Source organism: Candidatus Pseudomonas adelgestsugas (assembly GCF_004124255.1).
In the GTDB taxonomy this organism is placed as follows: Bacteria; Pseudomonadota; Gammaproteobacteria; order Pseudomonadales; family Pseudomonadaceae; genus Aquipseudomonas; species Aquipseudomonas adelgestsugas.
The window spans coordinates 542,665-568,616 of record NZ_CP026512.1 but is presented as its reverse complement, the minus strand read 5'-3'; the positions used below and the strand labels follow the sequence as shown (position 1 = coordinate 568,616).

Below are 25,952 nucleotides of genomic sequence, written 5' to 3'. Positions count from 1 at the left end.
ATGCAATATCTTATCACACCAGGCTGGCGCGGTAATCTGATAGCTGTAGTAGTTGGCGCTACTACCACTCTAGCACTAGCACCATTTAATTTATGGCCGTTTGCATTAGTGGTGGTTGGATTATTTTATATCAGTTTACGCGAGCTGTCACCATACCAGGCTATAGGTCGCGGCTGGTGTTTTGGCTGTGGCCTTTTTGGAGCTGGCACTAGCTGGATTTACTACAGCATCCACCACTTTGGTGGCGCTTCAGTATTACTGGCTGGCTTTTTTATGCTGCTGTTTACTGCTGCGATTGCTTGTTTTTTTGCCATACCTGCCTGGTTGTGGGCGCGTTGGTTGCGTTGCAATGAATCACCACTAATTGATACGCTAACGTTTTCTGCATTGTGGGTTAGCCAAGAAGCCTTTCAAGGGTGGTTTCTGACCGGCTTCCCGTGGCTATATTCTGGTTATAGTCAGCTTGATGGACCACTAACCGGTCTAGCGCCATTAGGCGGTATGTGGCTTATTTCCTTTGTTATAGCTCTGACAGCGGTAGGGCTTTGCAACCTATTACTCCTGCTAGAAAAAAAACGCAACAGGTTTGTTGGAGTATGGCTAGTGCTGTTAGGTATACCATGGACCATCAGCCTAGCACTCAAGCATTACACCTGGACTTCACCTTCTGGCGCACCACTGACAGTAGCTGCGATCCAGGGTAACATCGAACAAAGTATGAAGTGGGCCCCAGAGCAGCTAAATGCTCAATTATCGCTATACCGCGACATGAGCTTTAGCTCTAAGCCAGTTGACCTGTTAGTTTGGCCGGAAACCGCCGTACCAATATTCAAGGAATCAGTTGAAGATTACTTCAGTATGATGGACAAGTTTGCTGCTAACCGGCATACCGCATTAATCACTGGTGTACCGATCCGTCAAGATATGCTTCACCAAAAGCATCACTTTAACGGAGTTACCGTGGTTGGCGAAGGTAGAGGCACTTACCTTAAACAGAAGCTAGTACCTTTTGGTGAATACGTACCACTGCAAGACATACTACGCGGGCTGATTACCTTATTTGACCTGCCGATGTCGGACTTTACTAGTGGACCATCTGACCAGTTAATGCTAGAAGCAAAGGGTTATCAGATTGCTCCATCAATTTGTTATGAGGTGGTATACCCAGAGCTAGCTGCTAATCTGTCAGCCAAGAGCGATCTGTTATTAACTATTAGCAATGACACCTGGTTTGGCCGTTCTATTGGCCCACTGCAACACCTACAAATGGCACAAATGCGTGCGTTAGAGTCTGGCCGCTGGATGATCCGCTCTACCAATAATGGGGTCACTAGCCTGATTAACCCATTTGGGCAGATTACCGTGCAAATACCACAATTTAAACGCGGGATTTTGTATGGTGAAGTAGTACCAATGCACAAACTTACACCATATTTACAATGGCGCTCTTGGCCATTGATTATTTTATGCCTGAGCTTATTTAGCTCAGCGTTACTAATAAGTCGGTTGTCAAAAAAAACGACTTCACCAACATATACTTATTATAAGAGCTAGCCCTAAACATTAATCCACAACTACACGCTACTGCCTTGAAGTGATAGAATGTTGACGCTTATAGACGCATGTTTTCAAGTAGCACAAGCTACGCTTTTATTTATAACGCACAGTGACACCTAAATTATCCTGCATCAGATCAGACAATTAGCTAAAACTAACTAGACAGCGTGCCGTCAATAAGCTACTTGTCGATCAACATATGGTAGGTAGGACACATTAGGTGGAGCAAACCGCAAGAGTTATAACCACACCACATCACCTACCTGCAAGACAAGCAACTACATCCACCTAAACTAAATGACTTAACTAACCAATCTCATAGCGCAAGCATTTTTATAAAACCGCTAAACGCGCGCAAGCGGACAAATAAATACTAAACAATAAAAACAATTTTTTAATGAAAAAACAGTATCTGAATTTAGTAAAAACCTTTACTAGAATATGCTTAGAAAGATAACAGAAAACATGCTATGTCAGCTTCAAAATACAGTCTAACAATCAGTCCAGCTGACTATTAGTATCACAACTAATATACAAGTTTTTTTAGCTAGATCAACATTAGTTGAACGTCCAGGCCTCAAGTAGGCATAGCACTGTGCTTTTAAGAGGCATGAAGGCTATTCAATTCAAGTGGCGCTAATTAATTTAAACCTCACCTTGACTCAAACTACGTAGTTTTGATTCTAAAAGCTATACATTTAGTATTAAGCCTGTGATGCTTACGGCATCAAATACCTGAACAAAAAGTAAATTAGTGTTTTATAAAACTACTAGTTTATAATAATGTGTTAAGATTTACCCACCAACCTACACACTTAATTCTAGATAAGACTCACTTCTTAACCAACTACGACATATCCTCCGTTGATATACCTGTCTCTAGCACCGCGACAGACAACTATAACTATACGATCAGGAGTTCCCTCACTGCATGGTGATAATATATGCTGCAGTATTTTATATAATTTAATTTATTGTAACTTTCTAATACAGATTCAGTGCTTTTTAGCAGCACACAACATAATATGCTATATAATAATTGTACAACTTTTATTTACTGCAAAAGTAACTATGCAAGAACAATATCAGCCACGTGAAATAGAAAATGCTGCACAAACATTTTGGGAAGAGCAAAAGTCTTTTGAGGTTAGTGAACAGCTAGGCAAAGAGCCTTACTACTGTCTATCAATGTTTCCTTACCCTAGCGGCAAATTACACATGGGACACGTGCGTAACTACACCATTGGTGATGTGATCTCCCGTTACCAGCGCATGCTCGGTAAAAATGTTCTGCAACCTATTGGTTGGGACGCTTTCGGAATGCCAGCGGAGAACGCTGCGATTAAAAATAATGTGGCACCAGCGAAGTGGACATATGAAAACATTAACTACATGAAAGACCAGCTGCGTAGCCTTGGCCTAGCAGTAGACTGGTCTCGCGAAGTAACTACATGCAAGCCTGATTACTACCGTTGGGAGCAATGGCTGTTCATACACTTGTTTAAAAACGGTATCATCTACAAAAAAAGTAGCACCGTAAACTGGGACCCAATTGACCAGACCGTACTGGCTAACGAACAGGTTATCGACGGTCGCGGCTGGCGCTCTGGCGCATTGATCGAAAAGCGTAAAATTCCAATGTACTACTTTAAGATCACCGCCTACGCGGATGAACTTTTATCGAGCCTTGACGATTTACCAGGCTGGCCTGAACAAGTCAAAACTATGCAACGTAACTGGATTGGTAAATCCACAGGTATGGAGGTACAATTTCCATACAACGTCGATTCGATTGGCGCAGCTGGCGTACTTAAAGTTTTCACTAATCGTCCAGATACTTTAATGGGTGTGACTTACGTTGCTGTAGCTGCCGAACACCCGTTAGCTACCCAAGCCGCACAGAACAATCATGAGCTGCAAGCCTTTATCGCCACATGCAAATACGGTAGTGTAGCCGAAGCCGACGTTGCCACTCAAGAGAAAAAAGGCCTGCCGACTGGCTTATTTGTTGAGCATCCACTGACCTGTGAAAAATTGCCAGTGTGGGTTACTAATTACGTACTCATGCACTATGGTAATGGTGCAGTAATGGCTGTGCCAACCCACGACGAACGTGACTTAGAGTTCGCTACTAAGTACAACCTACCAATCGACTCTATAGTACGCACCAACTCCAGTGATACCAGCCAAGCTTTACGGCAAGACACCTATGATATACGTAGCAAATTAATCAACTCTACCGAGTTTGATGGACTAAACTTCGACGGCAGTTTAGGCTCTATCAAAGATACTCTAATCAAGAAAAATCTAGGTACTTCACGCACCCAGTTCCGCCTACGTGATTGGGGGATTAGCCGCCAACGCTACTGGGGTTGCCCGATTCCGATTATTCACTGCAAAACCTGTGGTGATGTGACAGTTCCGGAAGACCAATTACCGGTAGTACTACCAGAAGATGTAATGCCTAATGGCGCTGGCTCACCATTGACTCGCATGCCTGAATTCTACGAGTGCCACTGCCCTCAATGTGGACAGTCTGCTAAACGCGAAACTGATACTATGGATACATTTGTAGAGTCTTCATGGTACTATGCCCGCTATGTCTCGCCGCATTATGAAGGCGGCTTACTGGAAAAAAATCTAGCCGACTATTGGTTACCAGTAGATCAATACATAGGCGGTATCGAACATGCGACTCTCCATTTACTCTACGCGCGATTCTTCCATAAGCTTATGCGCGACAAAGGTTTGGTGAGCTCTGACGAACCGTTTAAGAACCTACTTACTCAAGGTATGGTAGTTACTGAAACCTATTATCGACGTCAAGCTAATGGTGACTATACTTGGTTCAACCCGTCGGATATCGAGCTTGAGCGTGACAGCAAAGCTAAGGTAATCAATGCTAAATTAAAATTCGACGGCTTGCCAGTAAAAATTGGCGGTTCCGAGAAAATGGCTAAATCAAAGAATAATGGCGTTGATCCTCAGTTGATGATCGACCGGTTTGGCGCCGATACCTGTCGACTATTCATGATGTTTGCCTCTCCACCTGACATGAGCGCAGAATGGTCTGACTCCGGCATCAAAGGTTCACACCGTTTCCTTAAACGAGTCTGGCGTTTAGCACATGCCCATGTTAGCCATGGTCTACCAGGCACACTAGATGTGAAAGCCTTAAGCGATGAACAAAAAGCTATTCGCCGTAGAACACACCTAACCATACGCCAAGCCAGTCAAGACCTAGGACAAAACCACAAATTTAACACAGCAATCGCTCAGATAATGATACTGATGAATGTATTGGAAAAAGCCCCACAAGACAGCGAACAGGACCGCGCGCTAGTGCAAGAAGGCCTGGAAACTGTCGTATTGCTGCTGGCTCCGATTACACCGCACATCAGCCATAAACTGTGGAACCACTTAGGCCATATCAATGCTATTATTGATGCTAGCTGGCCAGTACAGGATGATAGCATCCTAACACAAGACACAATGCAGCTAATTATTCAGGTTAACGGTAAATTGCGTGACAAGATAGACATACCAGCTATCGCCAGCCGTGAAGACGTGGAAACAGCAGCACGCGTTAATAAAAACGTGCTGCATTTTACTAAAGGCTTGATAATTCATAAAGTTATCGTAGTGCCAGGTAAATTAGTCAACATTGTCGCTAGCTAATAACACAACATAATACGGAGCTTAGACTGAATATTAAACTAAATCTTATTAAGATCTTAATAATACTTACTTGAATTCAAGTATCACAACAAAATGATAAAACGCAATTTGATGGTGATAGGCCTTACTGTGCTGCTGGATGCTTGCGGTTTCCAGCTGCGTAGTAGCACTGCAATCAATGCACTGAATATAAAGAAACTAGACGTTAGCGCTAGCAATGCCTACGGCGATACCGTAACTCAGCTACGCCAGACTCTAGTAAACAACGGTGTGCATGTCGTTACTGGTGCGATCTATAAACTAAACCTGATAGACGAGAAAGAAACCCAGCGTAACCTTAGCTATGCCAGCGTCGGTCGTACACCAGATATTGAGCTGAGCTCCGTAATTATCTATGAACTACAAGACCAAGACCACTTAACTTTAATAAATGATAAAATCACATTAAAAAAAGTAGTAAGCTATAACGGTAATAACCTAATAGGTTTAGACTCTATAATCACCCAAGTTCGCAAAGAAATACGTCATGAGCTAGTACAACGCATAATAATGCGGCTGCAGCAGATTACGCCGGAAAAAATAGCAATGTTACAACAAAAAGTCAACAACAAGACCAAGGCTAGTACCTTGAAAAACACACAAAAGTATGAAGACAATACGTCAAAATAACTGCCTGCCACAGTCCTTATTGACTAAACTAGACTTAGTTACTGTAAAGCTACGCTGGCTAAGTTAATGAAACTCGCCAACGCACAGCTCGCCAAACATCTGCAAGGCAATCTTGCACCTGTCTATATCGTTAGCGGTAACGACCACCTACTATGCCAGGAAGCAGCAGACGCTATTCGTACGGCTACTCGCCAACAAGGTTTCGATGAACGCCAAGTATTCAGTGCTGATAATAGTTTCGATTGGGGCTTGCTGCTGCAAGCTAGCGCTAATATATCAATGTTTAGCAAAAAACGCATGTTAGAATTACGCTTGCCTATAAATAAACTAAGTGAAAAAGGTATGGCAGTATTAATGGAATACTGCTCGCGACCAGCCAAAGAAACGTTGTTACTAATCAGATTACCTAAGCTTGACGGTGGCACGCCAAAGACCAAGTGGGGCAAAACGCTTATTGAAAGTCCGCAAACCAGATTTATTCAGATTTGGCCAGTAAGCAACAACCAGCTGCCACAGTGGATTCGTCAACGTTTGTTACAGTCTGGACTGTCAGCTACGCAAGATGCCATTGAACTGATCGCTACTCTAGTCGAAGGTAATTTGCTTGCAGCTACCCAGGAAATCGAAAAGCTTAAGCTAATATCCGAAGATGGAAAGATCACTGTCGAAACAGTCCGCAGCGTAGTAGCTAACAGTGCGCGTTTTGATTTATTCAGACTAATAGATGTGATTCTTAAAGGCGAACCAGTCCGCGTCTTGCGGGTGCTGGAAGGGTTGAGAGACACAGGCGTAGAGCCACCAATCATTCTCTGGATTTTAACTCGAGAGCTAAGGATATTAGCTGATATTGCTTTTAAATATTATTATGGCACACCTCTTAGCAAATGCTTTAGTCAGGCATACCCTCAGATGTTGAACACACATAAGCCGTTGATAAGTAAAGCTTTGCAACGGTACCCGGCACAAAGCTGGATGCGGCTATTGCTGGATGCTCAGCGCATCGATGCACAGATAAAAGGCCTGGCATTAGGCTCACCATGGATCAGCCTGAGTCGTTTATCATTATTAATGTCTGGCCAAAATCTGATATTGCCTCCTGAATAATGTCTTTCTAGACATCTAGTAAGAGTATTAATATAATTAAAAGTTATGCAAGCATACTATACACGCCAACAAAGCAAACCCATGAACAACTAGCTACTTGTTCTGTATCCATCAAAATTTACGAGTAACAGTAAAGACAGCTACCGCAGCTAAATCTTTGGCTATAATAAAGTTTGCAAGATTTTTGTTACTTTTGTTGCTTGCTGATAAGCGTACTCCTGAGGTATAGTTATATTATATAACTAATTTATCATCCTTAAATTTATAATTGTAAAACTTATATATCCTATAGTCTCCACCATCATTAGTATAATTGCTAATCAATTAGTCGTGTCTAGCTTGTGTTTGCTACCGCCTATACGGAAGCAATCAACTACTGTAGTCGTTCAATTCTCTATTATTTTTCACAAAACTACAAAGAAAACTATGGCCGGCAAGGATTTGCAGGTGCATTCACTTTTAGCGTGCTTAAATTACGTTTTAGTAAATAGTGGTATCCATAATACTTTTAGCGAATAGATAAAACTGAGTATCTAGCTGCTACCTTATAGCGCAATAATTTATGATGTTGGATAACTAACTTACGCAAGATCTGTAAGTAGAACAGCACATTATTTTATGTGCTAACAGTATGCTAGCTGTTGAAGCGGAGATTTATTTGTCTTTCATGGTTATAGATAGCCAACAGAACAGCTATTTCAGTAATTGTCAGTTGATAAGATCAAGCTAATAATGATTATTATCGTCGATGCTAAGCTAGTTTTAGCAAGAAAATACATTCCAAATGTATAAACTGACTTATCCTGTTTGTAACATTACCACAATAGCGGTATAATACACAATGAATAACTTTAACTTTATGACTATATAAAGGTTTATATAACCAGATTGTTTCCCTGTATCGAAAAAACGCGCCACAGCACCTACTGGAAATGCCATGTACTTTTTTGTAATACATGTAAAAATTACTTTTACCTAGTACGTAACGCTAACTCAGTGGGGTTACTGTTGATTATCGAGTATATAATCATTGAGTTATTAGTATATGTCAGGCTATATAACCTAACTAGCGGTTAGTAGTTAAGTGCAATGCAAGACAACCACTATACCATACAAAGCTTATGGTCGGCCTGAATCAGCTCAAAGTTTAGTTGATTCAGTAAACATAGTGTGCTGTAGCCAGCCGAGCATACAAAAGATATGCATTGATTTCTAGATCATGACAGGCAAAAATACAGATCATGCTAGCATTACATTATAACTGCTAGCAGCATAGCCGTCACGCTAAATAAGTGCAAAAAATACCCATAGCTAATAACAAGAGCACGCATCTATTGATTTATTTTTTAGTATCTAATACGCTGAATCAGCTAGAATCATAATGCCATGCATGTCGAGAGCCATACATGGCATGATATACAAGTCATGCGTCTAAGTATCTATTTGCATTATAATTATCTATACACTATCAAGAGCCGTTAGAGCCAGCTTAGTTATAAAACTAAGCTTGCCGAACCAGGTTGACTTGCTTGTCAGCGTGGTAAGAGGAGCGCACTAACGGGCCTGATGCTACGTTTTTGAAGCCCATTTTGTAACCTTCTTCAGCAAAGTAGACGAAAGTGCTCGGATGAACAAAACGCTGTACCGGCAAGTGACTGCGCGATGGCTGCAGGTATTGACCAAGGGTCAACATATCGATATCATGTTCTCGCATACACTTCATTACTGAGATCACTTCTTCATCTGTTTCGCCTAAGCCAAGCATCAGACCAGATTTAGTCGGAATGTGAGGCATCATCTGCTTGAATTTTTGCAGCATAGTCAGAGACCACTGGTAGTCAGAACCTGGACGTACAGCCTTATATAAGCGTGGCACGGTTTCTAGGTTATGGTTGAACACATCCGGTGGCTCGCTCACAGTAATTGCTAACGCTACGTCCATGCGACCACGATAATCAGGCACTAGGGTTTCTAACATAATGTGCGGCGATAATTTGCGAATTTCGCGAATACAGTCAGCAAAGTGCTGAGCACCACCATCACGCAGGTCATCACGGTTTACTGAAGTTATTACTACATACTTGAGTTTCAGATTAGTAATAGCAATAGCTAAGCTTTCTGGCTCTTGGACGTCCAGTGGCTTCGGCCGGCCATGACTAACGTCGCAGAATGGACAACGACGGGTACAGATGTTACCCATAATCATAAAAGTAGCAGTACCACTAGAAAAACATTCACCTAGGTTTGGACAAGACGCTTCTTCGCACACACTGTACAGATTATACTTGCGCAGTAATGCCTTAACATGGTCAACTGCTGGCGAAGCTGAGATGCGCACACAGATCCAGGTAGGCTTCTTAAGTAGTTCGGTGGCCTGAATAACCTTAATCGGGATACGTGCAACCTTTGCGGCACCGCGTAACTGGACGCCGACTTCTGCTGTGTCACGTAACGCTGGGCGCTCGGTAATATCCAGTGTCATGATAATGTTTTGCGCTGAATCAGTAGTCATAATCAGTCGATTCCGTCCGTAAGAGTTATCTGCTCAGCATAGTTAAGGTGCTTGACAAGCTGTGCACGCAGCCTAGCACTTACCTCAGCAAATTTAATAGAGGTAACATGATCGCGCAGTTGAGTCATCGCTAACCCAGCGTAACCACACGGATTAATGCGCAGAAATGGCCTCAAATCCATGTCAATATTTAGAGCTAACCCATGAAAAGAACATCCGTGGCGAATGCGCAAACCGAGTGAGGCAATTTTCGCATCATCTACGTACACACCAGGTGCATCAGGCTTAGTTACAACGCTCACACCATAATTTGCTAATAGCTCAATCAGGCAAGCTTCTATACGACTGACAAGATCGCGTACCCCCAAACCTAGTTTACGCACGTCTATTAATAAATAAGCAACAAGCTGGCCAGGACCATGATAAGTAACTTGACCGCCTCGATCGACCTGAATTACCGGAATATTACCGGGCAGCAACAGATGCTCAGCCTTACCAGACTGGCCCTGAGTGAAGACTGGCTGGTGCTCTACTAGCCAGACCTCATCCTGGGCTGAGGTGCCTCGTTCGTTGGTAAAACGTTGCATGGCATGCCAGACCGGCGTGTAAATCATCTGGCCAAGCTCGCGAAAACCTAAAACCTGTAGCATCACAATACCATGCAGGCAAGGTTGGTAGCTGGCACACTATTCAGCCTATATGACTGGTATTGAACTGTCGCAGCGATATGCAACTGGACTATGGTATAATGTTCATCTGCTAGATTGTCATTAATCTTCACGTATTTACGCACGATACTAAGAATTTTATCTTTGTTATCCTTATTAGGATTACTCATAGCCTTGCTGGAATGGTCTATATTTAAAAATCCAATATTCGACACCATTACTTTTACTTCTACTGCTGTATTGATCATGACTGAACTGCCTCATAAGTGAAAAACTTATAACTACAAACAAAGCTTAGCGGCTAATAAATCATATGCTTTGCAAGTATATCTATCAGTTAAACAAGTCATAAAATAATAGATTAATTTTATTCCACACGCAGCGGAAAATACTGCCTTTGTCTATGGCGTCTAATGCTATTAAGTCTACACTATGCACTACCTTATTGTTCGATATTACTTCAACTTTACCAATAACGTCACCCTTAGCGATTGGTGCAATCAATTGCGAATTCATGGTTATGCTAGTAACAAGATTGTTGAGCTGGCCTTTTGGCATAGTTAAAATCAGGTTATCAGCTAGGCCTGCTGTGACTTGATTGGGAGCACCATTCCATACCTTAGCCCGAGACAGCACAGTAGCCTTATGATAGAATGTATGGGCTTCAAAAAAATGGAAGCCATAAGTCAGCAGCTTTTGCGTCTCAACTGCACGGGCCTGCTCGCTATTGGCACCAAATACTACAGCAATCAGACGCTGGCCATCATGTATAGCGGAAGACGCTATACAATAACCAGCTTCGTCAGTATAACCAGTTTTCAAACCGTCAACAGCTTTATCACGCCACAGCAGCAGATTACGATTAAGCTGCTTGATATTATTCCAAAAAAATTCTTTCTGGGAGTAGATTGTGTAGCGCACCGGGTCATCATAGATGATAGCACGAGCTAGTATTGCTATATCGTGAGCTGATGAGTAGTGATCTTGGCTAGGCAGACCGGTCGTATTTATAAAGTTACTATTGTTCATACCTAAATCGCCTGCGGTATCATTCATCAAATCGACAAATGCGTCTTCACTGCCGGCAATATGCTCAGATAGGGCTACGCTGGCATCGTTACCCGACTGAATGATAATGCCGTGTAGTAAATCACTCACTGTTACTTGCGAGCCAATTTTGATGAACATTCGCGAACCAACAGTACGCCAAGCATTTTCGCTAACAGTGACCTTGTCGTTTTCGCCTATTTGGCCACGAATAATTTCCATAGTCGCAATATAAGCCGTCATCAGCTTAGTTAGGCTAGCAGGCGGTAAGCGCTGATCGCTATTGCCTTCAACCAGTACATTGCCACTGACAGCATCCATTAAAATCCAAGATTTTGCAGCAAGTTGCGGAAAAGTTGGCACCATTTCAGCCGCCCAAGTTAACTGGGTAATCATAAGCGAACAAAGCATGCATATGTGTTTAGCTAAAGTAGTGATATTCATCTGTCTCTCAAAATCGCTTATGGAAAATTACCCTCACGGGTAAAACTATTTAGATAGTCAGCAGATAGATTGTCGCGTGTTTAGTTGCCAGTTTACGAACTTTGTACCTAATTTTTTTATTTTTAACTAGCTATATAGTCACAGCTAAAGCGCACTAGAACTATCAATCTTATTACTTATTTAGCAGTAACTATGCTTGGTTGCCTAAGGCTAATTAGGCGTATACTATTTTGTATGCTGACCACTTCGCTCGGTGAACTAATCGGCCCTATGCGTACACAGTACAGAATCTGCTGATTGCGCATAATAGGGCCGATAAACACTGGCGCATTAACTATGCCACTGAGCTTAAACCTCAATAATTTTGCTGCATCCTGATTGGCGAAAGCACCAACTTGTAGATATTGACTATGCGTCTTTAAAGCACCTCGCATAGTATGCGGTACAACTACCGTACTAAATGCTACAAATCGTGGTGTACGCTGCTCGATTTTGTCGGCTGATGCCGTTACTTGCAGCTGTAAGGTTTGTTGCTCGTTGCGTATCAGTGGTACTAATTTGTTACTCTGAGCCAAATATTGTATAGGGTTAATACTTTCGACCTTTACGCGCGCAGTCCCAATTTCAGCATAACCAAGTTTCTTCGCCGCCGCATAAGACAAATCGATAATTCGGTCAGAATAGAACGGTCCACGATCATTAACCCGCAAAATAACCGAACGATTATTGTCTAGGTTAGTGACACGCACATAACTAGGCAGTGGCAGGGTCTTATGGGCTGCACTCATGCCGTACAGGTCATACACTTCGCCGTTGGCGGTATTTCGACCGTTAAACTTAGTACCATACCAAGATGCTATGCCTGACTGTACATAGTTTTTAGATTCTTTCAATGGGAAGTAATTTTTCCCCAACACGGTATACGGGCTAACCTTGTATGACCCAGAATGCAAAGTCGGCGTAGCATCCTGAATTTTGGAGATGTCTACATCCCACCATGGTGCGCCATCTTTTTGGATGTGGTTGCTATCCTGGCTCGACTGAGCGTTAAAAACGCTGTCACTAAACTTATACGCTTGGATGAATCTAGTGGTGGAGCAACTAACAACCAGCAAAAACAGCAAGATAAATACTACCAACTTAAGCATTTTTTGGAACAACAATAACTGCATTATTTATTGCCACGTGTTTTGACTAACATGTCTGACAACTGATACACGGCCATGGCGTACATCACGCTACGGTTATAACGCGTAATTGCATAAAAATTCTTCAGACCCATCCAGTATTCTGGGCCATTGATACCTTCCAAGCAGAACGCCGTAACCAGCACGGCATCGCGTAGCGCATTCTGACTTGACCAACCAAGCGTTCGCAACTCCCCGACAGTTTTAACTGGCTCAATTCCTTTGGTTAGCCCTTCGTAAACATGACGACCAGTTACGTCAGCGCTAATTACTACTGGTTCACCAGCTACCCAACCATGACGCTTGAAGTAGCTAGCTACGCTACCGATAGCGTCACCGTGGTTACTCCAGATATTAATATGACCATCACCATCAAAATCCACCGCATAGGCCCGAACACTGCTAGGTATAAATTGCGGTAGACCCATCGCACCAGCATAAGAGCCCTTGAGAGTCAGTGAGTCAACCTGCTCTTCACGGGCCAACAATAGGAATTCACGCAGCTCATTGCGGAAAAACTCAGCACGCGGCGGATAGTCAAAACTCAGGGTTGACAAAGCATCAATCACCCGATAACTACCAGTATTGAGCCCGTAAAAGGTTTCTATGCCAATGATTGCTACAATAATTTGGGCAGGCACACCATATTTCTGTTCAGCGCGATTCAACACATCTTCGTGCTGGCTCCAAAATTCTACACCCATAGCTACACGGACGTCAGTTAGAAACATTGTGCGGTACTCTTTCCATTGTTTAACGCGCTCGGCAGGACGCGAAATTGCGTCAAGTATTGCCTGCTGGCGCTGGGTTTCACGGAATACACCCATCAGCTGTTCACCGGTAAAACCATAGTCACGAGTCATTTCTCTGATAAATTCTACAACCTGTGGTGAACTATCATAGTCACCGGCCTGCATCTCTTGCGTCGTACCTAGCAAACCAATCAGGCCAATCCAAAACACGTATCGTGCTACCCAATTACACATTATTTGTATTGATATATTCACCCTATTCAAACCTGTACGATCAACTTGCGATGCGTATGAATCGACATTAAAATTCCAAACGCCGATAGCAATGTCACCAGTGAAGTTCCTCCGTAACTAATTAATGGTAACGGCACCCCAACTACTGGCAATAAGCCACTAACCATACCGATATTGACGAACACATAAACAAAAAAAGTCATAGTTAAGCTTCCGGCAAGCAACTTGCCGAATAGTGTTTGAGCCTTAGCCGTGATAACCAGCCCGCGACTAATTAACAATAAATAAATTAGCAATAACGTACAAATGCCAAAAAAACCAAACTCTTCACCCATTACCGCAATAATGAAGTCAGTGTGACTTTCTGGCAAAAAATTAAGGTGCGACTGGGTGCCTAGCAACCAACCCTTACCAAAGACACCACCTGAACCAATCGCCACTTTAGATTGAATAATGTTCCAGCCAGTGCCAAGTGGGTCACTTTCAGGGTTAAGAAAAGTTAAAATACGTTGCTTTTGGTATTCATGCATAAAGAAAAACCACATGACTATCGCCACTAGGATCGACACAGCTAGCACGCTAAGAATCCAGCACCAGCGTAAACCACCCATAAACAGTACAAAGACACCGCCTGTAAAGATTAGAAGCGATGTGCCAAGATCTGGTTGACACAAGATTAGGGTAAACGGCACGCTGATCAATATCAGGCTGATGCCGACATGTTTGAGCTGCGGCGGCAAAGTGCGATCAGACAAATACCAGGCTATAATTGCTGGCATCAAAATTTTCATAAATTCTGACGGCTGGAAACGAATTATACCAGGAATATTGATCCAGCGAGTCGCACCCATAGTGCGATAGCCCATTACGTCTACCATTACCAACAAAAATACTCCGATAATATAACCAAGTGGTACCCAGCGCGCCATAAAGCGCGGCTCAAGCTGAGCAATCACCACCATCGACAACAAACCAAGGCCGAAAGACAATGCCTGTTTGATTAGTAAATTCCAATTTTTACCACTGGCAGAATAAAGAACAAAAAGGCTAATAGCCGCTAGAGTCAATAGCAAGATTAGCAATGGACCATCAATGTGCATACGCTGCAGTAACGTAGCACGGCGACGCATCAAATCTTCACTGGAGAGGATGCGGTCAAAATTACTCTTCATCAGCTTACAACCTCGATGCTTAAGAGGTGAATGCCATATTTATTTAAGCCTGCCATCGTCAGTTAACAGCCAGGCATCCATCACTTGGCGCACCACAGGAGCCGCAACTCTAGAACCTGATTCACCGTTCTCAACCATTACTGCTACCGCAATTTTAGGGTCGTCAGCTGGGGCAAAGCCGACAAACAAGGCATGATCAAGGTGACGCCCATGAACCTTAGAGCGGTCGTACTTTTCGCCTTGTTTGATCGCAACCACTTGAGCCGTGCCACTCTTGCCAGCGATACGGTATTGCGCGCCAACCGCTGCCTTACGCGCAGTTCCACGAGCGCCATGCATCACTTGCTGCATACCATTGTTGACAATAGTCCAGTCAGATGGGTTACGAAGAACAATGTCTGGAATCGGATTTTTATCCAGAGGCTTCTCTCCTTCAATAGTTTTAACCAAATGCGGACGGTTCCACACGCCCTTATTAGCCACTAGCGCAGTAGCCTGGGCCAATTGCAGCGGTGTAGTCTGCATATAACCTTGGCCAATACCAAGAATCAGGGTCTCACCTGGAAACCATGCCTGACGAATGGTCGTACGTTTCCATTCACGCGATGGCATCAGGCCAGGCGATTCTTCAAACATATCCATAGAGACTTTCCGACCGAGGCCAAACTTAGACATATAGACAGAAAGACGATCAATTCCAAGCTTATTAGCTAACTCGTAAAAATAAGTATCGTTAGAACGCATAAGCGCAGTCTCTAGGTCGACATAACCATCACCAGTGCGGTTCCAATTACGGTATTTGTGATTATAGTTTGGCAGCATATAGTAGCCTGGATCAAATACTCGGTCTGATGAGGTGATCACACCTGAATCCAGACCAGCAATTGCTACCGCTGGCTTGATAGTTGAGCCAGGAGGATATAGCCCGCGCAGTACACGGTTGAGTAACGGTCGGTCGATGGAATCACGTAGCTCAGCGTAAGCCTTGAAGCTGATACCGGTTACAAATAAGTTTGGATCAAAACTTGGTTGACTGACCATCGCTAATACTTCGCCAGACCGTGGATCCAATGCTACAACAGCGCCACGTCGCCCACCTAAGGCTATCTCCGCAGCTTCCTGTAACTTAATATCCAGGCTGAGCACAATATCTTTACCTGGAATTGGATCAGTACGTTTAAGCACCCTTAATACGCGTCCACGGGCGTTAGTCTCGACTTCTTCGTAACCTACCTGGCCATGCAGCTCTGGCTCGTAAAAACGCTCAATACCAGCTTTACCAATATGGTGAGTACCGCTGTAATTTACCGGTTCGAGAGTTTTAAGCTCTTTCTCGTTAATACGCCCCATGTAGCCGACAGAATGAGCAAAGTGCATACCTTGAGGATAATGCCGCACTAACTGTGCCACCACTTCTACACCAGGCAAACGAAACTGGTTTACCGCGATCCATGCGATCTGCTCTTCGTTTAGATCAAACAGGATTGGCACTGGCTCAAATGGCCGCCTCCCATGCTTCATGCGTTTTTCAAAAAGCATACGGTCTTCCGGCGTCAATTGCAGCACATTAACAATTACATCAAGTATTTGCCGCCAGTCGCCAGAACGCTCACTGGTCATGCTCAAACTAAAGCTTGGCCGGTTATCTACTACCATTACACCAGTGCGGTCAAAAATCAGCCCACGAGTCGGTGGAATTGGCTGCACATGTACCCGATTGCTTTCTGATAGAGTTGAGTGATAATCGTACTGGATGACCTGCAAGTAATACAGACGAGCAATGAGTATAGCAATCAAACCCACAACAAGAAAAACGCTACAAACTAAGCGCACGCGGACTAGACGTGCATCTTTCTCGTGGTCCTTGATACGGATAGAATGGCTCATCTGGAATAATGCGGATTATTTATAGTAAAAGTGCCAGGATAAAGCTGTCCAGGCGAAATATCATTGCTCACCGATCAAAAATTCTTACTAACTATATGCAACAATATCAGTATCAGCAAAAAACTATTGCTGATCTGCTCGGATATAGAATTCTGGTGCTATCATGTGAGAACGTCGACCATAAAGTTATAGGTGCACAAATCTGGGTGCCAGCGGTTTAATTCTGCTACTAACCAACTCAGCGCTCCAGAGTTTGTTATGCACTTCAGTGGGTGATAATGCGCTCATTGAGGCAGCCCTTGGCTCAATAGCTTTACCTTTTTAACGGATAAAATGCGCTACGTTGATACCCTTACTGCAGGTTATTTAGCGGTATTTTCACTAGCTCTAGCGACAGCTTTGCGAGCTAACGTTTAGCATACTGATGTCAGCCTTTACCAAGCCACTGAGACATATTGAAAAAGACAGCAACCAGGACACAATCGAGCAAGTCATTGCTTGTTTTTTAGTCTTTATTTAAGCCTGTCAAAATATGCGTGATCTACTTCATTGGTAGTAGTCTTTAACATCAACTGCACAACTCTTTTCAGCACTGTTCCACAAACCTTCCAGGTCGTAGAACTGACGAGCGATAGAGGTCATCATGTGAATAATTACGTTGTCTACATCTAATAGCACCCAGTCGCTATTATCCTTTCCCTCTTCACCTAACGGCTGCACGCCTTGGGCTTTAACGGCTTCACTAACCTTATCAAGCATCGCGCAGAGCTGGCGGTTAGAGGTACCAGTAGCGATAATCATAAAGTCGATAATGCCTTGTTTATCGCGTATATCCAATATCTCAATATTTTTAGCTTTAACTTCTTCTAAAGCAGTAACTGCCACTTTTACTAGCGCTTCACTAGGCAACTCATAATCAGCATATCTTTTAACTGGCAGAATGGCACTTTTAAAAATGCTCTTGCGCATAACTTTACTTACGTCTTTGTTCTTCATATCAGACTCATTTTGCTCGTATGTTTATGCGTTGAAGCGCATTTTTCAGTGTAACGCACAGTACAACCCATGCGCATTGATATAGGCTAGAACCGCATCAGGAACTAGGAACCGTACTGATTTCCCTCTAGCCAGCAGCTGACGGATCTGGGTAGCAGACACAGCAAGTTGAGTCTGCCAGACAAATGCAATACTTCCGTTCGGGCCGGTCATGGCCGATGGATCATTTACCGACTGCGTAGCCAACAAACTACATAAAGCATCTGGCAGTTTGTTATCGACATCCTGTCGTTGCAAAACTAGGATGTGGCAATAATGGAGGAGTTCTTGCCAGCGATACCAGGAAGGCAGAACGCAAAATGCATCCCAGCCAAGCAGCAGAAATAATTGGTCATCTTCAGCTAACTCGGTCCGTATCAGTTCTAGGATATCAATAGTGTAAGATGGTTGATCACGTGTAAGCTCACGGGCATCTGCTACCAGTAGCGGTATACCTTCTACGGCAAGGTGCACCATTTCAAAGCGTTGCCGCGCTGACACTTGCGGCTTATCACGATGCAGTGGCTGTGCGCAAGGCATTAAACGCAACTCATCCAGCGCGAGGACATCCACAACTTCCAGGACACTGCGCATATGGCCGATATGCACTGGATCAAAAGTTCCGCCTAGCAACCCAATACGTTTAGCCATCAAATGTGTACATAATCATAGCTAAACGCCATGTGTTGTTTGTTGTTTGGACTCTTAAAGCCAACCAGACCACATGCGTGTAGCTTATCAATAAAAATACCAATCTCAACTTCTAGACCATACACCTATAACTATCAGCAAACAGCATAGAGACAATGACCATGGCCGATCCGTAATTCTCTTCAGTAAGCGTACACTGGATGCTGCTATAATAATACTTAGAAGCAATAGCTTCAGTATGCGGAAAGCTATCCTTGTTGATATCTTCAATCACATCACTTAGGTTATCAACGATGTTGATAGGCAGAATCAACACTTGTTCTCAAGTTTACCAGTATTCTTCCTGCATTTCTATTCAGTCCATATTTAACAGTGCATGGATATATGCCCGCAAACATGAAATTTCACATCTTTGTCACAATAAACAGAAACCAGCAGCAGCTGCATATAATTAGCGATACCTGCGTTATTACCAAGTAGAGTTTTTGGTGTCGCCGAAGACCTTAGCAGTAGTCTGTAGCGCTGTTAATCGATGTAAACATGGCATTTCCACTGTCCAGGTGGATGGTCACTGGCACTTTAACATAATGGCTACAACACTCAATCAAGCTTTGACTACTTATATAGCATGATTACATCATATATCGCATATAAAGCTAGTTGCGTTGTTGGTATACACTAAATATTATACCCCCATAAGCTTATATGTTATAATAACATGCATATCCGTGATGCAGTTAATCAGACGCAGTGTCAATACCATTAAATTAGCACCTTATTTATTATTACCTAAATGGCACTCACCCCAACACGACAGCATATCCTGGGGAATATTGAGCAGGTTCAAAACTCGCGCCACCACAAAATCCACTAGATCATCGATAGTCTGCGGCTGATGATAAAAGCCAGGCGAAGCCGACAAAATAGTTACCCCTATGTTCGATAGCTTGAGCATATGTTCCAGGTGAATACTTGAATACGGCGCTTCGCGTGGCACTAGGATCAACTGACGACGCTCTTTCAACGTTACATCTGCCGCCCGCTCTATTAAGTTATTACAGGCACCAGTGGCGATCGCCGACAGGGCACCTGTGGAACAGGGCACAACCACCATCGGTGATGGTGTGCTAGAACCGGAAGATACTGGAGACATCCAATCTTCTGTACCATAAATTTTAATCTGTCCTACCGCTGCGCCAGTATACTCAGTAAGAAAAGCCTGCATCATATGCACTTTTGACGGTAGTTGCACATCTGTCTCAATGGCCATCACTAGTTGTGCAGCATTAGAAATTAGAAAGCGCACTTCGCGATCTTCACGCACTAGACAGTCTAGCAAACGCAGGCCATACGGAGCACCAGATGCGCCAGTCATTGCTAAAGTGACACTTTCTGGGCTGCTCATTTTAGCTCCTTAGCTAATTTGCCATACAGATCGCCAAAGATAACTTTACTTATAATATACATACTAATTTTGACCTAGTGTTTAACATATTCATTAATGGCATTAATGAATATGTAGATAACGAATATCACCGTGTGTAACGCGATGATATGTATGTTGATTATATGCTGTAACGCCAGCTCAGTAGTCAGGTTAATCAGCAGCATTAAGCTCTGAATAGAGCTTACTCAATAGTAAAATTGATGCTCTATGGCTAGCAGATTGAGAAAGCTTTCTGGGTAATCAGACTCAATGTTCTTCAGAATTACTATACGCGAGCGGTAATAAACAAACTTAGAGTTCATCATATCGAAAAGAGCGCTATCATATTTATCAGTTTTAATAACAAAGAACGGTATTTAGCTTAGACATATCAACACCTAGAAGTTCTGCAGACATAATTTTGATTAGAAAATCAGCGTTATGTCTGCATTTTTTGATATTTAGACCAATATACTGCTAAATAGCAGTCTTGCTGCGGGTGCTAACGCTAGCGAAAACACAGTTGCTTTATGATACACAGTCCCACTAGACACTAGAAGTCAGACACATTAAGACAAACCCTTGTTGAGCATGTAATCGATCATCAGGTTTCTTCACACTATGACATGGCTACTGCTACTAACTCTGCAATAGAGTTAAATTGCAACGAATCATAGCTATAGGACCAACTCAATAACCACTAGCCTGCAATTAAGTGTTCGTCAGCAGCAAAATATCGTTGTTGTAGTTGATAACGTGATAGCCTAGATCTTTTAATAAAGATATCATCAAACCCATGAAAGTACTGTAAATACCAAGAATGCGCATACACATGGCTAACCTCATAACATATCGAAACAAATTAGCATGTAGCAGAGTGCATCACATTTTATTTTATACGACCTGAAGGCCGAGTAAAGCATGTTAATGCACTACAAAACGACTACCGACCACCGGATAGCTTAGATCAAGTTCCAGAATTGATCAGCAAAGCTGACATTGAATCTAGCTATAAACCAAAATAAGCACAAATTAGTGTTATCATAAAAATGATGGGATTTCACTGCTGCCTAAAAAAGCGTTTAGAATATTTCTTGCCTGTGCAGTAACAACTTAATTTACTTTAGTCAACTAGTCTCAATAGCTGTCAATTGATGAAAGACTATAGTATGGCAAAGCAAGATAAAAAATTTAAGATATAACGATTAAAAAAGAAGCCTTGTATTTATGCCTTTGCTTGAGCATGTCTATCTAAAACGTCTAGTTAAGCTTATACAAGACTCAAAAGTTCGTAAATGTTAGCGAGCCATACCTTCTAGTATGGCCTTACTGTCTTTCTACGAAAAAGTTATACACTTTGCTAGTTTTTATCTGTTACGGCCTAACCTGAAGCGACTGTATGCGAGTAACATATATTAGCTCAATAATGCCAATATTAATTTTATAATATTAGTTTAGCTCTAACTCAAAGATCTTAATGTTTAGTACCAAAATATCCTGCAGAGGATTTGTGGTTTTTTAGTTCTGCACTGGAAACCACTTCACCTTAATAAACCTCAAAACATTAACGAACCACTTAGTCTAGTCTGCAAAGCAGATATGCCACTTTATTAAAAATAAAGTATTATTAATTTAATAAAATTAATAAATAAATAAGCAAATAAAACCTATTACAATTTTACCTTTAATCAAAGGTCTTCATGGCATTATACAATGCATTACATTTAACAAAATAACTTTAAGTCTTTTTTTATCTCTCTAAATATGGAGCTTCTGATTAGTTTCGATTGTGACCTAAACTTTAATGTCATGCAACTAATAGCTGTAAGGAGCACTTATAATTTTGTTGGACTGCCTAAGAAATAGCGTCTCTAATGAATTTAGATAGATAAATAGACATAGCGGCAAAAAATTAATTTTATGTTTTGTTTGCGACCAAATAACAAGCGATTAACTAGAGGATAGTCGCCGTATCTTTGTGGCTAATTGTGGTATACAAGAATACTGCATGGATAAATCTAGGCGCAATAACGAAAAATGTCACTATATACTAAAAAATGAATAAGTAGAATACATTATAGATGGATGATTAGAATACGACAGCGTTTTATTATAACGGTCAATCATTAAACATCAACATTGACAGTTAGTTTTAAGCGCTTTTTTAATTTGTCATTATAAGTATTATACTATGCTACAAAAAATAGTTTCTTATACACTCGACAGCTTAATAGAAGCTTTTTTGAAATATGGCTGTTAGACAAAGCGTAGCGAAAAGATGCAACTATAAATTATGGCAGTCACCAAACATATAAATACCAAGCAACAAGTTAATCTATTCTTTTTTTAAAACCAAAAAAGTTTACTGCACAAACGTTTTGTCTTTAAAAAAAGTACCACCTACTTTCCGCACAGTACGCTCGCCTGACAATTAGCCAGCGCTAACTCTTTAAACATTTAGATTAGCACTACCAGAGCATCCACAGCCTTGATCACACTATAAGCCTCTTCCTTTAAAGCGTATCTACAGGCTAACTCACTATGCTTACGCTATATTCAGCATGAATTCTATCAAAGATACCATTCATGATACCCTAGATAAATAATCGATTTTATCGCAACGAATTCACTTTGCTCTGATATATTTCCGTCATAAGATCTAGAGCATCGTATTGCACGATCTAATCATAAGCCCTCCAAACCCTTCCTGCAACGAAGACTATCTAGCTATTCATATAATATAATATCGTTAAACGATGCCACTTTATAGCAGCTAAAATATAAAAAAATATTTTTTTGACAAAAAACTTTTATGAAGTATCTTTCCGTTTTTTATTACAAAATTGATAATCATCAATAGATTGAGAATTTAAAATAATTAAGCGATTCCGTAAATCTATTTAACAATTTTTTACTATTCACTTGCCTGACCTTAAGTATTAAGGCGTTGACTATTCTCATGAATTACTTAATTATTTTGATTAAGCAACCTGTTACGCTTATTGATACTATGACCTTATAATTAACCTCTATACCATGCAAATGGTAATATAAGCATTTGCTAAAGCTAGTAAACTGCACGCACTCTAAATAAGTTACGGCCTGATAATAAGCTGGCGAGTCTTCTATCTATAGCCTCTAAGATCTCAATGAATGAGCACGATTATGCTATCTTCCAGTGCTCGTAAAGACTAGCCTGCAACACGCATCATATATTACTGATTTCGTTGAAAGAAATGATATACTGACGTCAGTCTCTTATACTTTACTGCATATGTCTTCCTTATGCGTACCAATAAAACTGCACGCAATAAGAGTCAAACAACTTGCTTTGTCATTATGTTTTCCTAAATATTTGCAAAATTTAACACTACACAAATTTTATCAGTAAGCTAGTTTAGCTTGATCAATAACATTGACAAAGATTTCTTTATCGCATCCGGTTTTTTATTGATCAGTAGAGGTGTGTAGTGCTCAAAAATCTTGCGTTCGAATAACATTCTGATACAGTAGTATAGCTGCCAGCCTTAGCCCAGCTCAGTACTTAAATACCGATTACCTGCCTGAAATTGCAACTGCTTGTAGTAATTGCTGTACATCTTTCTAGAAGAAAGATAAATAGTTAGCATCATTGGCTTTCAGGCAGGTAATCGGTATTTAAGTACTGAGCTGGGCTAAGGCTGGCACATTTTTGCAGTGATAATCTTCCATGTGGCAGCGCAGCGCTGAACTTGTCATTGGTGCGCCCCTCTCAGCCAAATAGCACACCTATAAATTACGGTGATAACTTTGCCAGGCAAAGCAAGATAGAATAATTAGATGCATATTTTTATTACTCTTCCTACGCAAAATGCAGCACCTAACAGCTATCTAACAATTAAAATCTGTAGCCCAACCTAACTATTACAAGTTTAACTGGTTATGTTATATACTGTTACCTTGCTTACACTAACTATAACATGACAACTTGTGCCAAAAACTGTTAACTATTTAGATGCTTAAGCCTGCAAATTTACGACTGATATTTGCTCTACGCTTTATTAAAAGCATAGTATAAGTGTACTAAAAGCAAGAAATAACCACAATGAATTACGCACATACAGCTGTCTACTAGCTACCTTTACTAATTCAGTAGTTGCATTTTAGACTAGTAAAAATAGTGCCGCAATCAAAGATCTAATCTTTTCTGATATTTTTCTACTAGATATCGAATAATATTAAGACGAACATTATTACGCCCACCGTTTACACTAAAAAAGCAAGCAGCCAAACATTATCTTCAACGACATAATAAAAGCCGACCCGTTCTTACTAAAACGCCGCCGGAGAACTAGTGCAGACGTTCTACAACTATTGAAAATAGTATATATCTGTACTTCCTGCGCACCAAGCAGCAGCGTCGATCTATGACTACTTTATAAAAAATAGTAATAAAAAAATCAAGCAAATTACATGCAACAACTAGCTAGTTGCTAATACAATTAGTTAATACTCAAACATCTTGATACCAGCTTAATAAACCATGTCATACCTAGAAGCCACCAATGGCAAAGATATGCAGGTATGCATTAAAGTAACAAAATCGACAAGCCAATGGACAATAACAGCTAACGCTATTACATTGAGTAAACCAAACTCAAGGATACCAATAAAGATATACGCGTCCTGGAAATAATTTTTTTAGTGCGATAGCAAGTATTATTACTATTATCAAGAATAACGCCAACACCTAGCGATTACCAATCGATACTAGATTTAGCTTGAGTACCGCTATGTTAGATAGCGATATTAAGCACTTTTATCATATAAGCTACGCGATAAAAGCGAGCTATATATAAATTACCTGATATTATCTATTATCCGGTAGTACATACCGTATTTAGTAGTTAGAAAAAATCTTGAATTGGCTGTAAAAAATACACAATATGCTACCAAACCATTACTAGCAAAACTACAACACTACTGATCAATTACCACATTGATCTACTCGGCTATTTTGATTAATCTATAAATAGCCAGTAAATATTAATAACATTTGATGTTAATACCATTAATACACGCAATCTAAACACATACATTAAATTTTAGCAAAAATATGTAACATAACATTCAGTAGTATTTACCGTAGTTCAAACAACAAGAATAAGCGGTGCTTTTGTTTAATACGCCATTGGCCCAGCCGCCATTGCGGTATTTACCTAAACCTGGTTTAGGTAAATATTTAACATTATATCATTACTAACCATTGAGATTATTGCTTTGAATCTGGTTTATAGTGTCAATAGTGCTTCGTACTTCAACGTTACTAACTAATTTTATATCAGATTAACCGAGACTCAAGCTGCCAGCAACTTTTTACTGTTTGTCTATATTTGCGCATTAGTAGTAATTTTCTATGTCATCAAATTTTCTACGCTATCGTAGGCATATTCTTGGCCTACAAAACAACCCAGAACTATAGGCACAATTTACCTGACAGTTTGATTCAAGCCATTGTACTACATGTATATTCTGTCTTGTTAATTTTAGCTATTAAGCTTTGCGTTAAATAGACCTGCATACTGATTAAGTCAGAGAAATTTATTGGTTGAAATGATAGCCATATTATACATAGGTTTGACCTGACTCGACGAGCTTTATTTAAAAAGTCGCCTTGATTAGGTTAAGTATAAACTTTTTCTAGATTATCTATAATTATTGACGGCAAAATTATTTGCTCAGCCATATGCTAATTACCTGCCGTGTAAACTATTACGGACCAACAAAAGCAAGTCTTAGACCTATTATTATGATGATGCAGATTTTAATAGCCGTGCTTAACGCAAATATTTCCTGTACACCAAGATAGCAATACGTATTGTCCTACGTATGCATCTCTGCAAAATATACAGCCTTTTATACATAAGCCTAGCAGTATTTTCATTTCTAA

Annotated in this window: 16 protein-coding genes; 4 read left to right on the top strand and 12 right to left on the bottom strand. The window is 41.2% G+C overall.

Annotated features, from left to right (window positions below; translation table 11 throughout):
* The 4 genes from lnt to holA all read left to right on the top strand — a co-directional run bounded on the left by lnt (position 1) and on the right by holA (position 7,008).
* Entirely contained in the window at positions 1-1,554 is a 1,554-nt protein-coding gene (lnt, locus tag C3B55_RS01510) for an apolipoprotein N-acyltransferase (protein ID WP_129210855.1), read from the top strand.
* Between the two features lie 1,074 nt (positions 1,555-2,628).
* Positions 2,629-5,235 carry a leucine--tRNA ligase gene (gene leuS / locus C3B55_RS01505; protein WP_129210853.1) on the top strand — a complete coding sequence of 869 codons (2,607 nt, stop codon included), beginning with the start codon at positions 2,629-2,631 and terminating at the stop codon, positions 5,233-5,235.
* A 93-nt stretch (positions 5,236-5,328) separates the two neighbouring features.
* Positions 5,329-5,904 carry an LPS-assembly lipoprotein LptE gene (locus C3B55_RS01500; RefSeq protein ID WP_129210851.1) on the top strand — a complete coding sequence of 192 codons (576 nt, stop codon included), beginning with the start codon at positions 5,329-5,331 and terminating at the stop codon, positions 5,902-5,904.
* Between the two features lie 66 nt (positions 5,905-5,970).
* Positions 5,971-7,008 carry a DNA polymerase III subunit delta gene (gene holA, locus C3B55_RS01495; RefSeq protein ID WP_129210849.1) on the top strand — a complete coding sequence of 346 codons (1,038 nt, stop codon included), beginning with the start codon at positions 5,971-5,973 and terminating at the stop codon, positions 7,006-7,008.
* 1,501 nt (positions 7,009-8,509) lie between these two features.
* Here holA and lipA read toward each other — a convergent pair.
* The 12 genes from lipA to C3B55_RS01435 form a co-directional block, all read right to left on the bottom strand.
* The gene (gene lipA / locus C3B55_RS01490; RefSeq protein WP_457912696.1) at positions 8,510-9,490 is read right to left on the bottom strand and encodes a lipoyl synthase; all 981 of its coding nucleotides are present in this window, start codon (positions 9,488-9,490) and stop codon (positions 8,510-8,512) included.
* Between the two features lie 32 nt (positions 9,491-9,522).
* Positions 9,523-10,170: a lipoyl(octanoyl) transferase LipB gene (lipB, locus tag C3B55_RS01485; protein WP_129210846.1), complete on the bottom strand. Its 648-nt coding sequence runs from the start codon at positions 10,168-10,170 to the stop codon at positions 9,523-9,525.
* Positions 10,170-10,436: a YbeD family protein gene (locus tag C3B55_RS01480; RefSeq protein ID WP_129210844.1), complete on the bottom strand. Its 267-nt coding sequence runs from the start codon at positions 10,434-10,436 to the stop codon at positions 10,170-10,172. Before C3B55_RS01480 ends, lipB begins: the two co-directional genes overlap by 1 nt.
* A gap of 85 nt (positions 10,437-10,521) precedes the next feature.
* Positions 10,522-11,679, bottom strand: a complete 1,158-nt coding sequence (locus C3B55_RS01475) for a D-alanyl-D-alanine carboxypeptidase family protein (protein ID WP_129210842.1) — start codon at positions 11,677-11,679, stop codon at positions 10,522-10,524.
* A 176-nt stretch (positions 11,680-11,855) separates the two neighbouring features.
* A complete protein-coding gene (locus tag C3B55_RS01470; RefSeq protein WP_129210840.1) occupies positions 11,856-12,851 on the bottom strand; it encodes a septal ring lytic transglycosylase RlpA family protein in 996 nt (331 codons plus the stop codon).
* Positions 12,851-13,852, bottom strand: a complete 1,002-nt coding sequence (mltB, locus tag C3B55_RS01465) for a lytic murein transglycosylase B (protein WP_457912685.1) — start codon at positions 13,850-13,852, stop codon at positions 12,851-12,853. The genes C3B55_RS01470 and mltB overlap by 1 nt, the downstream gene beginning before the upstream one ends.
* A gap of 26 nt (positions 13,853-13,878) precedes the next feature.
* Positions 13,879-14,982 carry a rod shape-determining protein RodA gene (gene rodA / locus C3B55_RS01460; RefSeq protein ID WP_457912695.1) on the bottom strand — a complete coding sequence of 368 codons (1,104 nt, stop codon included), beginning with the start codon at positions 14,980-14,982 and terminating at the stop codon, positions 13,879-13,881.
* Between the two features lie 81 nt (positions 14,983-15,063).
* Entirely contained in the window at positions 15,064-16,911 is a 1,848-nt protein-coding gene (gene mrdA, locus C3B55_RS01455; protein ID WP_129210836.1) for a penicillin-binding protein 2, read from the bottom strand.
* A gap of 546 nt (positions 16,912-17,457) precedes the next feature.
* Complete coding sequence (gene rsfS / locus C3B55_RS01450; protein ID WP_129210834.1) at positions 17,458-17,907, bottom strand: ribosome silencing factor; 450 nt, start codon at positions 17,905-17,907, stop codon at positions 17,458-17,460.
* A 45-nt stretch (positions 17,908-17,952) separates the two neighbouring features.
* Positions 17,953-18,597: a nicotinate-nucleotide adenylyltransferase gene (gene nadD / locus C3B55_RS01445; protein WP_129210832.1), complete on the bottom strand. Its 645-nt coding sequence runs from the start codon at positions 18,595-18,597 to the stop codon at positions 17,953-17,955.
* A gap of 112 nt (positions 18,598-18,709) precedes the next feature.
* Positions 18,710-18,913, bottom strand: coding sequence for a hypothetical protein (locus tag C3B55_RS01440; protein ID WP_129210830.1), 204 nt, complete (start codon positions 18,911-18,913; stop codon positions 18,710-18,712).
* Between the two features lie 459 nt (positions 18,914-19,372).
* On the bottom strand, positions 19,373-20,002 hold the full coding sequence (locus C3B55_RS01435; protein WP_129210828.1) for a flavin prenyltransferase UbiX: 630 nt from the start codon (positions 20,000-20,002) through the stop codon (positions 19,373-19,375).
* Positions 20,003-25,952: the final 5,950 nt, after the last annotated feature.